The sequence below is a fragment of the Methylobacterium nigriterrae genome (assembly GCF_037106235.1).
GTDB lineage: Bacteria > Pseudomonadota > Alphaproteobacteria > Rhizobiales > Beijerinckiaceae > Methylobacterium > Methylobacterium nigriterrae.
In genome coordinates this window covers 297,231-310,148 of record NZ_JBAWTG010000001.1, presented here as the reverse complement: position 1 = coordinate 310,148, position 12,918 = coordinate 297,231, and the positions used below count along the sequence as shown (strand labels likewise).

Here is a 12,918-nt window from a genome sequence, read left to right as displayed (position 1 = left end):
ACCTCGTCGGTCCGTGCCCGGCCCAGCGCCCGAATCCCGAGCTCCCCAGCCCTCGGACGCTGCACCGGATCCCACGGTCGACACTCCAGAGGTTTCGAGACCCAAGGACTTCAGGCCGTCTCCTCCGGAGCGGCCTTTTTTCTGCGCGCGGCCGCGCCGTTCGAGCTAAGAGACACGCCTTCGCAATCGGGATTCCAGGCGTGCCCTCCTTCGATGATCGCTTTCGCGAGATGCTCGGCGAGCTTTTCGCTTGGCGGCGCGACGTGCGCCGCTTTCGCAGCGATCCGGTCGCCGAGGAACTCTTGCGTGCCTGCCTGTCGCTCGCTCATCGCAGTCCGTCGGTCGGGAACAGCCAGCCCTGGCGCTTCGTGCGCGTCTCCGACAGGGAGCGCCGTGCGGCCGTGATCGCGAACTTCGAGCGCTGCAACGCGATCGCCGCCGCCGGCTACGCGGATGCCAAGCGAGATCGTTATCGGCGTCTGAAGCTCGAAGGGCTGCGAGAGGCGCCGATTCATCTCGCCGTGTTCTGCGACGATGCCACCGGTGCCGGTCATGGGCTCGGCCGCGGCACGATGCCGGAGATGTTGCACTATTCGGTGGTCGGCGCCGTGCAGAGCTTCTGGCTCGGGGCGCGGGCGCATGGACTCGGCGTCGGCTGGGTCTCCATCGTGGAGCGAGATAAGGTCCGCCGGATCCTCGCCGTCCCCGAGACGTGGCACCTGATCGCCTATCTCTGCGTCGGCTTTCCCGTCGAGGAGCATCTCGATCCGGAACTTGAGCGCAACGGCTGGCAAGGTCGATGCGAGGCCGCCACCCGGCTCCTCGAGCGCTGATGAGCGAGAAAGGTTAGGGCCGGGTTTTCGCATTTCGAGACCTTTGCGCGCGAAGGACTGCGCAGTTTTTACCCAAACCACCGAACACGGTGGGAAAGATCCACAAGAACATGTCCGCCTCGCGGAACGGCAATCTTGGCCGCGAATTATCGTCCTGCGTACGGTCACGCTTCCGAGGACGACTTCCGATGTTCGGGCAGAGAGAATGGGGTGCAGCCGCCGGCCTGGTGCTAGCGGGCCTGGGATCGTGGATGCCCGCTCAGGCACGCGAGATGGTTCCATTCCACGAATTTTCCGTTTCGCCCGGATCGGTGGTCATTCGTATCTCCGAGCGGCGCCTGTATCTCGTGAACGGGGATGGGACGGCGATCCGGTATCCCGTCGCGGTCGGCAAGCCGGGCAAGCAGTGGATCGGTGCCACGAAAATCGACGGCAAGTATGTGCAGCCGGCCTGGTCGCCGCCGAACGAAGTGAGGCGCGACAATCCGAGACTGCCGAACCTCATTCCGGGCGGCTCGCCGCGCAACCCGATGGGGGTCGCCGCGATGACGCTCGCTGGTGGCGAATACGCCATCCATGGCACCAACCGGCCGAGTTCCGTCGGCACCTACGCCTCTTATGGCTGCGTGCGCATGTACAACCAGGATATTGTCGATCTCTACGGCCGTGTCTCGGTCGGCACGCAGGTCTACATGGTGCGCTGACGAGGCGTTGTCCGTCTCAAGAAGCCGGAGGCGCCGTCGCCTCCACCGCTGTGAAGGTCTCGAGAATTCTGTAGGTGTGCTCGGTCCTTGCCGGCACGAGCCAGGAATCTCCGGGCTCGAGAGTGATCGTCTCGCCCTTGAGCTGCAGTTCGGCACGGCCTGAGATCACGTAGCCGACCGTCTCGTAAGGCCGGCTCGCGCTGGGCTTATGGTCCGTCGGCGGCTCGTCGCGCCACATCCGCAATGCGACGCGCTCGCCGGCCGCGAGGTTCACCTCGCCCTGCGCGCCCGCGGATGCCGTCCTGCTGGAAATCTTCGTTGCCATGGCCGCGTGACCCTCGTCTGTGTCCATGAGGGCAAACGGCAGCCTTCACTCGGTCGTTCCGGATGGCGCGGTTCCGGCCCGTGCCTAGAAGTCGACAGCAATCCCCTTCACTTCCCAGTCGTCGTAGCGGACCGGTTCCAATCCTCCGCGCCCGAACCGTTCGTCTTTCGCGGCGACCGCTGCCGCACGGGCGTCGATGGCGGCGCGGCGCTCGGCCGCCTCGGCGAGCGCCCGCTCGGCGGCCGGAGTCAGCGGGCGACCCGGCCCAGCCTCATCGACCTGCGCGATCTGGGCTTTCGTTGGGACTTGCATCGGACGCGCTCAGATGGAAGGGCAATGGACCGAGACGGGCGATGGCGCCCGCCCGGTCACGGGAAGTTAGGTTCGATGGCGACACGCCGCAATGCGGCCGGCTCGGACGCGGCGCTGGAGGCGAGTGTCGCGGGACTCGGCGCCCGGCGGGTGGCACAGAGCGCGGTCGCCGACCTGATCGGCAAGAACCGGGCCTTCGCGCTCGAGGATGCGCTCGCGCAGGCCGGTCGCGGCGCCTGCCTCGATCCGGCTGATGCGGCTCTCGCCCGCGCCATCGCGACGGTGACGTTCCGTCGCCTCGGCTTTCTCAAGCGGGCGCTGGCTGGGAGGATGAAGCAGGGTTTACCGGAAAATCAGCCGCGTCTTCTTGCCCTTCTCGCGACCGGGGCCGCGCAAATCCTCGACCTCAACGTTCCGGATCACGCGGCGGTCGATCTCTCGGTCCGCCTCGCCAAGGCGGATCCGCCGCTGCAGCATCTCGGCCCCCTCGTCAACGCGGTCCTGCGCCGGGTGATCCGTGAGCGGGATGCGATCTTGGCGGAGGCTATCGATCCGCTCGAGAACAACACACCGGCTTGGCTCGCCGCGCGTTGGCGCGCGGCCTACGGAGAAGAAACGGCGCGAGCGATCGCGCGGGCGCATCTACGCGGTGCGGCGGTCGACCTGACCGTTCGCGCGGAGCCCGATCTCTGGGCGGAGCGGCTCGACGCCATCCGCTTGCCGCTCGGCTCGCTGCGCCTGCGCGACGCCCGGGTCGGGATCTCGGACCTGCCGGGTTATGAGGATGGTGCCTGGTGGGTCCAGGATGCGGCGGCCGCGATCCCTGCCCGTCTGCTTGCCCCCGCCGCGGGCGCGCGCGTAGCCGATCTGTGCGCGGCACCTGGCGGCAAGACCGCACAACTCGCCGCCGTAGGTGCCGTCGTCACCGCGGTCGATCGATCGGCGACGCGGCTCGTGCGCCTGCGTCAGAACCTCGCCCGGCTCGGCCTCACCGCCGACATCGTGACCGGCGACGCCCTGGAAGTTCCAGAAGGCACTTTCGACGCGGTACTCCTCGATGCGCCATGCTCGGCGACGGGCACCATCCGGCGTCATCCGGACGTGGCCTGGACGAAGGCGGAGGCGGATATCGGCCGCCTCGCAGCGTTGCAAGCCCGCCTCCTCGACAGGGCCGCGACGCTCGTCAGACCCGGCGGGTGCCTCGTCTACTGCACCTGCTCCCTGGAGCCCGAGGAAGGCGAGCATCAGATCGCCGCGTTCCTGGGTCGCCATGACGCGTACGAGCGGGTTCCCGTGAGGCCTGCGGAGACCGGCGGATTGACCGAACTGATCGACCCGAACGGGGATCTCCGCACGCTGCCGGCGCATCTGGACGGCGCCGCGCACGAGGTCCGCGGCGGCCTCGATGGCTTCTTCGCAAGCCGGCTTCGACGGCGCTCATGAGCGGCGCAGCCGATCGATCGATGCGTCCGGTCGACTGGTGGAGCAGCCTCCCGTCTCAACGGGCAGGGCTGCCAGCATGGCAGGTTCGCCGCTAGAGCCGGCGCAACGCCACGCTCTCGATGCGGTGGCTCGCGCCCTTGGCGAGAATAAGGCTTGCCCGCTGGCGGGTCGGCAGGATGTTCTCGCGCAGATTCGGCAGGTTGATCGTCGTCCAGAGATGGTCGGCGATGCGCAGGGCCTCGGCCTCCGGCACCTCGGCATACTTGGCGAAGTACGAGCGCGGATCGCGGAAGGCCGTCTGGCGCAATTTCATGAAACGCGTGACGTACCAGCGATGCAGGTCGTCCTCATGCCCGTCGAGGTAGATGGAAAAGTCGAAGAAGTCCGACACGAAGGGGATCGCGGTTCCGTCGCGAGGAAGGCGCGCCGGCTGCAGAACGTTCAGACCTTCGACGATGAGGATGTCAGGAGATTCGACCACCCGCTCCTCGCCGACCACGCGATCGTAGACGAGGTGCGAGTAGAGCGGCGCGGTGACCTGCTTCTTGCCGGACTTGATGTCGTGCAGGAACTGCAGCAGGGCGGCCGTGTCGTAGCTCTCGGGAAAGCCCTTGCGCTCCATTGCGCCGTGGCGGGCAAGCTCGGCATTCGGCAGCAGGAATCCATCGGTGGTGACGAGGTCGACCTTCGGGGTGTTCGGCCAGCGGGCGAGAAGCGCCTTGAGGACGCGTGCCGTCGTCGACTTGCCGACCGCGACCGAGCCTGCGAGCCCGATGATGTAAGGTACCTTGGTCTCGCGCTCCGCGATGAGGAAGCGTTGCGTCGCCTTGAACAGCCCTTGGGTCGCCGCGACGTAGAGTGAGAGGAGACGCGACAGGGGCAAGTAGATCGCCACCACTTCCTCGACGGAGATTGGGTCGTTCAGCGACTGCAGCCGCTCGATATCCTCGATCGTGAGCGTCAGCGGCGTGTCGGCGCGCAGTTGCGCCCATTCCTCGCGGCGGAACAACCGGTAGGGCGAGAGGCGCTCCGGCCCCTCGCCGGTGACCGGATCCTGGCCGGGGCCGGGATCGGGCTCCGGCAGCGGGGTGGGCTTGGCCGTCTCGATGGTCACGTGTGCCGCCTCGCGGCCTTCTCAGCGAGGCCGCTCTGAGCCGTGCGCCGTGCCAGCTCGGCCATGACCTCGTCGAGCTCGACTCCGCCCGCCCGCAACAGCACCATCAGATGATAGAGCACGTCGGCCGCCTCGCTGACCAAGCCGGCGCGGTCGCCCTGGACAGCGGCGATGGCTGCCTCGACAGCCTCCTCGCCAAGCTTCTTGGCGGGCTTGGCCGGGCCGCCCGAGAGTAGCTTGGCCGTATAGGATTGGTCCGCCGGAGCCTCCGCGCGGACGGCGACCAATGTTGCGAGGTCGCTGAGCGTAAAATCGGTCATTCGATCCTAGGCGACGGAACGCCCACGTTGCTGGTTCTGGGGCCGCGAAGCGGTATTCCGGGATCGCGAAACTGCGTCAACGCCGGCTAACGGGCAAGTCGGGCTCCTGACAATAGCCCTTCCTTACACATCAAGGCGCATCGCCAGACCGGCCGCCGCCATATGCGCCTTGGCCTCCGCGACGCTCACCTCGCCAAAATGGAAGATCGAGGCAGCGAGCACGGCACTCGCGCCACCCTCGGCCACGCCTGCGACAAGGTCCTCGAGGCTGCCGACGCCACCCGAGGCGATCACGGGCACCCTTACCGCCTCCGTGATGGCGCGGGTCAGCGCGAGATCGTAGCCCGAGCGCGTGCCGTCTCGGTCCATCGAGGTGACGAGGAGTTCGCCCGCCCCTTTGGCCGCGACGGTACGGGCGAACGCGATCGCGTCGATTCCGGTCGGAACTCTCCCGCCATGCGTGAAGATCTGCCAGGCGGCTGGCTCACCAGGCGCGGACACCCGCTTGGCGTCGATCGCCACCACGATGCACTGGGCGCCGAACTTCTCCGCCGCACGCGCCACGAAGTCCGGCTCCTTCACGGCCGCCGTGTTGATCGAGACCTTGTCGGCCCCCGCGAGCAGCAGCGTGCGGATGTCCTCGACCGTGCGCACGCCGCCGCCCACGGTGAGCGGCATGAAGCAGGCTTCGGCCGTGCGGCTCACCACGTCGAGGAGGGTGCCGCGGGCCTCGTGGCTCGCCGTGATGTCGAGGAAGCAGAGTTCGTCGGCGCCGGCGGCATCGTAGGCCTTGGCCGATTCCACAGGGTCGCCCGCATCGCGCAGCTCGAGGAACTGCACGCCCTTGACGACGCGCCCGTCCTTGACGTCGAGGCAGGGAATGATGCGGGTCTTGAGCAAGGACTTGATGCCTCCGTGGTCAGGCTGATCCGGCCTTGGCCTGCCGTATCGCCGCCAGCGCCGCCCTGGGATCGATACGGCCGTCATAGAGGGCCCGCCCCGTGATGGCGCCGGCGAGCATCGCGCAATCGGGCTGAAGAAGCCGGTGCACGTCGTCGATCGAGGCGAGGCCGCCGGAGGCGATCACCGGGATGCTCACAGCCTCGGCAAGCGCCAGGGTCATCTCGATGTTGAGGCCCTTCAGAATGCCGTCGCGGGCGATGTCCGTGTAGATGATCGCCGACACGCCGGCATCCTCGAAGCGGCGCCCGAGTTCTTCCGCGGTCATGCTGGACGTCTGCGCCCATCCCTCCACGGCGACGCGCCCGTCCTTGGCGTCGATGCCGACCGCAATCTTGCCGGGATGACGTCGCGCGGCCTCCTGCACGAAGGCGGGATCGCGGACCGCGGCGGTGCCGATGATGACGCGGCTGACGCCCTTGGCGAGCCAAGCCTCCAGCGTCTTCATCTCCCGGATGCCGCCGCCGAGCTGCACCGGCAGCTTGATCCGGTCGAGGATCGCGTCGACGGCAGCCGCATTCATCGGCGCGCCCGCGAAGGCACCGTCGAGATCGACCACGTGCAGCCAGGAAAAGCCCTGCTCCTCGAATGTCGCGGCCTGCGCGGCGGGGTCGTCGCTGAACACGACCGCCTGCGCCATGTCTCCCTGCACAAGGCGCACGCAGCGCCCTTCCTTCAGATCGATGGCCGGGAACAGGATCACGCGCGAAACTCGCCTCGTAGGGGATGCAGACGGCGGAGGCTCAGGGCTTCCAGCGAAGGAAATTGGCGATCAGCGCCAAGCCGAGGCGCTGGCTCTTCTCGGGATGGAACTGCGTGCCCGCGATGTTGCCGCGCCCGACGATCGCCGTGACAGGCCCACCGTAGTCACTGTGGGCCACCACATCCGCGGTGTCGTCGGCGTTCAGCGCATAGCTGTGCACGAAGTAGGCGTGAAGGCCGCTTTCCCCGATCGGAATGCCGTCGAGAAGCGCGTGGGGTCGATCGGCCTGAAGGGTGTTCCACCCCATATGCGGGACCTTCAGCGCCGGGTCAGCCGGCTGGATCGGGCCGACATCGCCAGGGATCCAGTCGAGCCCACTGGTCACCTCGTATTCGAGGCCGCGGGTCGCCAGGAGCTGCATCCCAACGCAGATGCCGAGGAACGGCCGCCCTCTCCCCTTCGCCGCCTCGGCCATGGCCTGGACCATCCCTGGCACCGAATCGAGGCCGCGCCGGCAATCCGCGTAGGCGCCGACCCCGGGCAGCACCACGCGGTCGGCCGCGCGCACCGCCTCCGGCTCGTTCGTCACGACGATGCGCGTGCCATCGAGCCCGGCCTCCCGTGCCGCCCGCTCGAAGGCTTTGGCCGCCGAATGCAGGTTGCCGGATCCGTAATCGATGATCGCGACCGTTTCCTGGGTCAACGCCGTCCTGTCCTTCTCCTGCGCGGACCTTCGCCGACCGCGCATATGCGCCGGATCACCGCCGGCCCTCACTGAACGGGAACAGCCCGATAACCGGCTCGCCCGGGCGCGTCGAGGCACCGGCGAAGGCCACGGGAGCGCGCGGCGGCGGCGTCGGGCCGAGCCAGCGGGCCATGGCCTTGGCTTCGGCCTCGGCGGCGTCACGCGCCACCACGGCGTCGCGCACGGGGCGGCCGCCGCGGGCAAGCGTCCAGCGGCGCAGGCTCGACGCTTCGAGGCCGATCAGGACGGAGACAAGCAGCGTGACCAGGAAGCCCATGAAGGGTGACAAGCCGAGAAGGCGTCCGGCAACGGCGACGGCAATCAGGCCGACGAGCACGCCGAGAGTCGCCAACCAGAGCCGGTGATAGAGGAACCACAGCACCGTGAAGGCGAAGGCCGCCCAGGAGAAACCGTCCGGCACGAGCTGCGCCCGGTCGAGTTCGTAGGCCTCGCCCGGACGGGCGTCCCGCGGCAAGTGGAGCGTGTAGCTGCGCATCGTGGCCGTCCTTCGCGCTTCCGTTACAGGGAGCCCTTGGTCGAGGGCACGCGTCCGTCTTCCCGCGGGTCGATGCTCACGGCCCTGCGCAACGCGCGTGCCAGCCCCTTGAAGCAGCTCTCGGCGACATGGTGGGCGTTGTCGCCGTAGAGCGTCTCGACGTGAAGCGTGACGCCGGCATTCATCGTGAAGGCCTGGAACCACTCGCGCACGAGTTCCGTGTCGAACTGCCCGATCTTCTCGACCCGGAACTGCGTGCGGAAGACCAGAAACGGCCTGCCGGAGATGTCGACGGCAACGCGCGTCAGGGCCTCGTCCATGGGCAGGTGGAGGTCGGCGTAGCGCGCGATACCACGCTTGTCGCCGAGCGCTTTGGCGAAAGCTTGCCCAAGAGCGATGCCGGCATCCTCGGCGGTGTGGTGCTGATCCACATGCAGGTCGCCGTCAACCTTGACCTCGAAGTCGAAGAGGCCGTGCCGCGCGAACAACTCCAGCATGTGATCGAGAAAGCCAACGCCCGTGGCCACCGATGCCTTGCCGGTCCCATCGAGATCGATCGAGACGTTGACGTCGGTCTCCGCCGTCCGGCGGCTAATGCTCGCAGCGCGCATCGCTCTCGTCGCTTCGCTTGGCCGCCCGATCGGGCGGCGGACCTGCCTTCTATGCATCAATGCGCCACGTGTCACACGTTTCGCGGCGGAAAAGGACGTGAAATCAAGACCACGACGGCCAATCTTGGCACGGAGCCGAAACTCGTGCCGCCGGGCGCGGCTCAGCTGCGCAGCATGCGCCCGGCCACCGCGTCGAGCTTGGCGACGAGACCTGGGTCGCGATGCGCCGGCGCGGTCAGGATGGCGCCGTCGAGCGCCCGGTCCGAGCCGGCCGGGCAGGCCTCCCGTTCGCGCGGGAAGTCGCGGGCGAGGCGTGCCACCAGGCGCGCGGCCCGGTCGGCATTCGCGCGCGCGACGGCGATCACCGCAGCGACGTCGACGGCGTCGTGGCCCGGATGCCAGCAGTCGAAATCGGTAACCATGGCGATGGTCGCGTAGGTGATCTCGGCTTCGCGGGCGAGCTTGGCCTCCGGCATGTTTGTCATGCCGATCACGTCGAATCCCTGCGCCTTGTAGCTCTTCGACTCGGCGAGCGTCGAGAATTGCGGACCCTCCATGCAGACGTAGGTGCCGCCGCGATGGACCAGGATGTCCTCGGCCTCGGCCGCGGCCGCGATCCGCTTCTGCAGACCCGGCCCGACCGGATGGGCGAAGGCCACGTGGGCAACGCAGCCATTGCCGAAGAAGGAAGAGGCGCGGCCATGCGTCCGGTCGACGAACTGGTCGACGAGGACGAACAGTCCGGGATGCAATTCATTGCGGAAGGACCCGCACGCGGAGAGCGCCACGAGATCGGTGACGCCCGCGCGCTTCAGCACGTCGATGTTGGCGCGGTAGTTGATGCCCGAGGGCGAGAGCCGGTGGCCGCGGCCGTGGCGAGCGAGGAACACGACCTTCGTCTCGCCAATCCGACCGATGCGAAGCGTGTCCGACGGCTCGCCCCAGGGGGAGTCGATGCGTTCTTCCCGGATCTCTTCCAGCCCCGGCAGGTCGTAGACCCCCGACCCGCCGATCACGCCGAGCACCGCTGCCGTCATGCCGATATTCCTGTTCTCGATCGTGGCGAGGTCATCACCCGCTCATGCGAGGGGCGGACGAGGCGGCTCGAACGGGCCTCGTTCCGGTCCTGCCAACTTCGCCATGAGAGCGCGCATCATCTTGAATGACGAGAAAGGCCTAGCATGTTTTGTCCGGCCACCTGAAATGCAAAACGGGCCCCACCGGGACCCGTCCTTGCCGTTCGAGGCGACATGCTCAATGGGTCTTGTGCAGTTCGGGCTGCAACCCGTGAACCTCACCGCCGACATCCGCCCAGACGCGCTTCTTGACGTAGTACAGGAGGGCCGAGAGCAGAATCAGGAACAGAATCACCCGGAAGCCGAGGGCCTTGCGCGCCTCGAGATGCGGCTCGGCCGCCCAGGCCATGAAAGCCGCGACGTCCTTCGCGTACTGGTCGACCGTCTCGGGCACGACGGGCTCGCCCTGGTCGTTCTTGGCATAGGTCACCTGCCCGTCGCTGATCGGCTTCGGCATCGCGATCAGATGACCCGGATAATATTTGTTGTAGTAAGTTCCGGCCGGAACTTCCTTACCTTCTGGCGGATCTTCATAGCCGTTCAGCAATGCGTGGATGTAGTCGACGCCCTGCTCCGAATATCCCAAGAATGGCAGAGCATCGAAGACGAACCAGGGAAAGCCGCGCTCGAACGTACGAGCCTTGGCGAGCACCGAGAAGTCCGGAGGCGCCTTGCCGCCGTTGGCGGCCGCAGCCGCCTGATCGTTCGGGAAGGGGGGCGGGAAGGTATCGGCCGCGCGTGCCGGGCGATCGAACATCTCGCCTGCGTCGTTCGGACCGTCCTTCACCTGATAGGTGGCGGCGAGCGCCTTGACCTGGCCGGCCGAGTAATCGGGCCCACCGGGCTCGGCGAGGTTGCGGAAGGCCACAAGCTTCATGCTGTGGCAGCTCGAGCAGACTTCCTTGTAGACCTGAAAGCCGCGCTGGAGCTGGGCTTGGTCGAACTTGCCGAAGACTCCGGCAAAGCTCCACTTCTCCCGCGGCGGCTGCGGCGGGCCGTGCTCCTCCTGGGCGGAGGCCGCCGACGTGCCGAGAAGGGCCGCGATGAGGGACGCGGCGAGGACGCGTGTGACTGTCATGGCTCTCGAGACCCTTGTCCTCAACCCTTGGTCGTCGGCGACGCCGCGGCACCGGTGGGCATCCCCGACCCGCTCACCTGCTTACCCGGTCCCGTGACGCTCTCCAGGATCGAACCTGGCAGCGCCTTCGGTGTCTCGAATAGGCCGACGAGCGGCATGACGATGAGGAAGTGGGCAAAATAGTAGGCGGTGCAGATGCGGGCCGCGAGGACGTAGCCGCCCTCCGGGGGCTTGGCGCCGAGCCAGCCGAGCACCACGCAGACGATCAGAAAGATCCAGAAGAACTGGCGGTAGATCGGCCGGTAGTTGCAGGAGCGCACCCGTGAGGTGTCGAGCCAGGGCGCGAAGGCCAGGATCAGCACCGCGCCGAACATCAGGATGACGCCGCCGAGCTTGTCCGGCACAGCGCGCAGGATCGCGTAGAACGGCAGGAAGTACCATTCGGGCACGATATGCGCCGGGGTCACGGCGGGGTTGGCCGGGACGTAGTTGTCCGCGTGGCCGAGGTAGTTCGGCTGATAGAAGATGAACCACGCGAACAGGATCATGAACACCACGGTGGCGAACACGTCCTTGATGGTGGCGTAGGGCGTGAAGGGAACCGCGTCCTTGCCGGTCTTGATGGGGATCCCGGTCGGGTTGTTCTGACCCGTGACGTGCAGAGCCCAGACGTGCAGCACGACGACGCCCGCGATCATGAAGGGCAGGAGATAGTGAAGCGAGAAGAAGCGGTTGATGGTCGGGTTGCCGACCGAGTAGCCGCCCCAGAGCAGGCTCTGGATCGTGTCGCCGACCACTGGGATCGCCGCCAGGATGTTGGTGATGACGGTGGCGCCCCAGAAGCTCATCTGGCCCCACGGCAGCGTGTAGCCGAGGAAGGCGGTCGCCATCATCAGCAAGTAGATGACGACCCCGAGGATGTAGAGCACCTCTCGGGGTGCCTTGTACGACCCGTAATAGAGATTGCGGAAGATGTGGATGTAGACGGCCACGAAGAACATCGAGGCGCCATTCGCGTGAGCGTAGCGCAGCAGCCAGCCGTAATTGACGTCGCGCATGATGTGCTCGACGGAGTTGAAGGCGTTCCCCGCCGAGGGATCATAGTGCATGGCGAGCCAGACGCCGGTGACGATCTGGGCGCCAAGCATCGCAACCAGGATCGCGCCGAAGGTCCAGAAGTAGTTCAGGTTGCGCGGCACCGGGAAGGCCACGAATGAGGAATGAACGAGCCCGACGATCGGAAGGCGCGCTTCGAACCACTTCGCGAAGCGGCTCTTGGGCACATAGGTTGTGGCGTGTGCACTCATGAGGCTAACCCACTTCTCGCGTGATCAGGCCGCGGCCTTGCCGCCCTCTTCGCCGATGCGGATCTTCGTGTCCGACTGGAAGGCGTAAGGGGGCACGGGCAGGTTCGTCGGGGCGGGACCGCGGCGGACGCGGCCGGACGTGTCGTAGAGCGAGCCGTGGCAGGGGCAGGACCACCCCTCGTACTGGCCCTGGTGGCCGATCGGCACGCAGCCGAGGTGCGTGCAGTTACCGTAGACGACGAGCCATTTGGCGTGGCCTTCCTTGACGCGCGCGGAATCGGGCTGCGGGTCGATCAGCTCGGACATCTTGACGTCCTGGGCTTCCTTGATCTCCTTCTCAGACCGGTTGCGAACGAAGATCAGCTTGCCGCGCCAGAACACGTTGATGATCTGGCCTTCTTGAATCGGCGACAGATCGACCTCGATCGGGGCGCCGGCCGCGATCGTGGCGGCGTCCGGCGCCATCGAGGCGACGAACGGCCAAGCGACGGCGCCGACGCCGACTGCGAGACCCGCACCGGTGGCGAGAAAGAGAAAATCGCGGCGGGTGCCTTCAACCCCGTGCGGGGCGGCATCGCCGGTGGCCACGGTGTTCGCCAAGGCTCAAAACTCCAAGCATGCGGACATCGGATCCCGCACGCCGGTAGCCGCGTCGAGACCCCACAGGCAGTCGAAGGAATGCCAGCTCGCGGAGGAGCGAAGCATTATCGTTCTAAGGTGTGCAATGCGACCGCGCGTCGCCCGAAGTCAAGCTGAGGTATGCCACGGCCTTGCACAAAGGCGGTGATTGTCTCGCCCGCGCCACCGCCGCGCCGAGGGTCGCCAGCCGGCGCCATCAGGCCGCGACCATGGTGGCGACGACGAACAACTCCGCGCAGAATCCAGACCAAA

At 67.1% G+C, this 12,918-nt stretch carries 17 protein-coding genes; 3 read left to right on the top strand and 14 right to left on the bottom strand.

Annotation, left to right across the window (positions count from 1 at the left end; translation table 11 throughout):
• Positions 1–110: 110 nt before the first annotated feature.
• Positions 111–329, bottom strand: a complete 219-nt coding sequence (locus WDW90_RS01465; RefSeq protein WP_336485513.1) for a hypothetical protein — start codon at positions 327–329, stop codon at positions 111–113.
• On the opposite strand from WDW90_RS01465, the gene bluB reads away from it, so the two are divergent.
• Both bluB and WDW90_RS01455 read left to right on the top strand, forming a co-directional pair.
• Positions 231–833 (top strand): 5,6-dimethylbenzimidazole synthase, encoded by a 603-nt coding sequence (bluB, locus tag WDW90_RS01460; protein ID WP_336485510.1) that lies wholly within the window; start codon positions 231–233, stop codon positions 831–833. The genes WDW90_RS01465 and bluB overlap by 99 nt on opposite strands.
• Positions 834–1,021: 188 nt before the next feature.
• Entirely contained in the window at positions 1,022–1,537 is a 516-nt protein-coding gene (locus tag WDW90_RS01455) for a L,D-transpeptidase (RefSeq protein WP_336485466.1), read from the top strand.
• A 16-nt stretch (positions 1,538–1,553) separates the two neighbouring features.
• On the opposite strand, the gene WDW90_RS01450 is transcribed toward WDW90_RS01455, so the two are convergent.
• Both WDW90_RS01450 and WDW90_RS01445 read right to left on the bottom strand, forming a co-directional pair.
• Positions 1,554–1,862, bottom strand: coding sequence for a cupin domain-containing protein (locus WDW90_RS01450; protein ID WP_336485465.1), 309 nt, complete (start codon positions 1,860–1,862; stop codon positions 1,554–1,556).
• 84 nt (positions 1,863–1,946) lie between these two features.
• Positions 1,947–2,174 carry a DUF1674 domain-containing protein gene (locus WDW90_RS01445; protein ID WP_336485464.1) on the bottom strand — a complete coding sequence of 76 codons (228 nt, stop codon included), beginning with the start codon at positions 2,172–2,174 and terminating at the stop codon, positions 1,947–1,949.
• 75 nt (positions 2,175–2,249) lie between these two features.
• On the opposite strand from WDW90_RS01445, the gene WDW90_RS01440 reads away from it, so the two are divergent.
• The gene (locus WDW90_RS01440; protein WP_336485463.1) at positions 2,250–3,617 is read left to right on the top strand and encodes an RsmB/NOP family class I SAM-dependent RNA methyltransferase; all 1,368 of its coding nucleotides are present in this window, start codon (positions 2,250–2,252) and stop codon (positions 3,615–3,617) included.
• A gap of 91 nt (positions 3,618–3,708) precedes the next feature.
• Here WDW90_RS01440 and coaA read toward each other — a convergent pair whose 3' ends face one another.
• The 11 genes from coaA to petA all read right to left on the bottom strand — a co-directional run bounded on the left by coaA (position 3,709) and on the right by petA (position 12,627).
• Positions 3,709–4,701 (bottom strand): type I pantothenate kinase, encoded by a 993-nt coding sequence (gene coaA / locus WDW90_RS01435; protein WP_336485509.1) that lies wholly within the window; start codon positions 4,699–4,701, stop codon positions 3,709–3,711.
• Positions 4,702–4,727: 26 nt separating this feature from the next.
• Positions 4,728–5,051: a phosphoribosyl-ATP diphosphatase gene (locus tag WDW90_RS01430; protein ID WP_336485462.1), complete on the bottom strand. Its 324-nt coding sequence runs from the start codon at positions 5,049–5,051 to the stop codon at positions 4,728–4,730.
• A gap of 123 nt (positions 5,052–5,174) precedes the next feature.
• Positions 5,175–5,951: an imidazole glycerol phosphate synthase subunit HisF gene (gene hisF / locus WDW90_RS01425; RefSeq protein WP_336485461.1), complete on the bottom strand. Its 777-nt coding sequence runs from the start codon at positions 5,949–5,951 to the stop codon at positions 5,175–5,177.
• A 19-nt stretch (positions 5,952–5,970) separates the two neighbouring features.
• Positions 5,971–6,714, bottom strand: a complete 744-nt coding sequence (hisA, locus tag WDW90_RS01420) for a 1-(5-phosphoribosyl)-5-[(5-phosphoribosylamino)methylideneamino]imidazole-4-carboxamide isomerase (protein ID WP_336485460.1) — start codon at positions 6,712–6,714, stop codon at positions 5,971–5,973.
• A gap of 40 nt (positions 6,715–6,754) precedes the next feature.
• Positions 6,755–7,417, bottom strand: coding sequence for an imidazole glycerol phosphate synthase subunit HisH (gene hisH / locus WDW90_RS01415; RefSeq protein WP_336485459.1), 663 nt, complete (start codon positions 7,415–7,417; stop codon positions 6,755–6,757).
• A 55-nt stretch (positions 7,418–7,472) separates the two neighbouring features.
• Positions 7,473–7,955, bottom strand: coding sequence for a DUF2628 domain-containing protein (locus WDW90_RS01410; RefSeq protein WP_336485458.1), 483 nt, complete (start codon positions 7,953–7,955; stop codon positions 7,473–7,475).
• 23 nt (positions 7,956–7,978) lie between these two features.
• Positions 7,979–8,566 (bottom strand): imidazoleglycerol-phosphate dehydratase HisB, encoded by a 588-nt coding sequence (hisB, locus tag WDW90_RS01405; protein ID WP_336485457.1) that lies wholly within the window; start codon positions 8,564–8,566, stop codon positions 7,979–7,981.
• 161 nt (positions 8,567–8,727) lie between these two features.
• The gene (locus WDW90_RS01400) at positions 8,728–9,603 is read right to left on the bottom strand and encodes an S-methyl-5'-thioadenosine phosphorylase (protein ID WP_336485456.1); all 876 of its coding nucleotides are present in this window, start codon (positions 9,601–9,603) and stop codon (positions 8,728–8,730) included.
• A gap of 217 nt (positions 9,604–9,820) precedes the next feature.
• Positions 9,821–10,720 (bottom strand): cytochrome c1, encoded by a 900-nt coding sequence (locus WDW90_RS01395; protein ID WP_336485455.1) that lies wholly within the window; start codon positions 10,718–10,720, stop codon positions 9,821–9,823.
• A 20-nt stretch (positions 10,721–10,740) separates the two neighbouring features.
• Positions 10,741–12,027 (bottom strand): cytochrome b, encoded by a 1,287-nt coding sequence (locus tag WDW90_RS01390; RefSeq protein WP_336485454.1) that lies wholly within the window; start codon positions 12,025–12,027, stop codon positions 10,741–10,743.
• Positions 12,028–12,051: 24 nt separating this feature from the next.
• On the bottom strand, positions 12,052–12,627 hold the full coding sequence (gene petA / locus WDW90_RS01385) for a ubiquinol-cytochrome c reductase iron-sulfur subunit (RefSeq protein WP_336485453.1): 576 nt from the start codon (positions 12,625–12,627) through the stop codon (positions 12,052–12,054).
• Positions 12,628–12,918 lie beyond the last annotated feature (291 nt).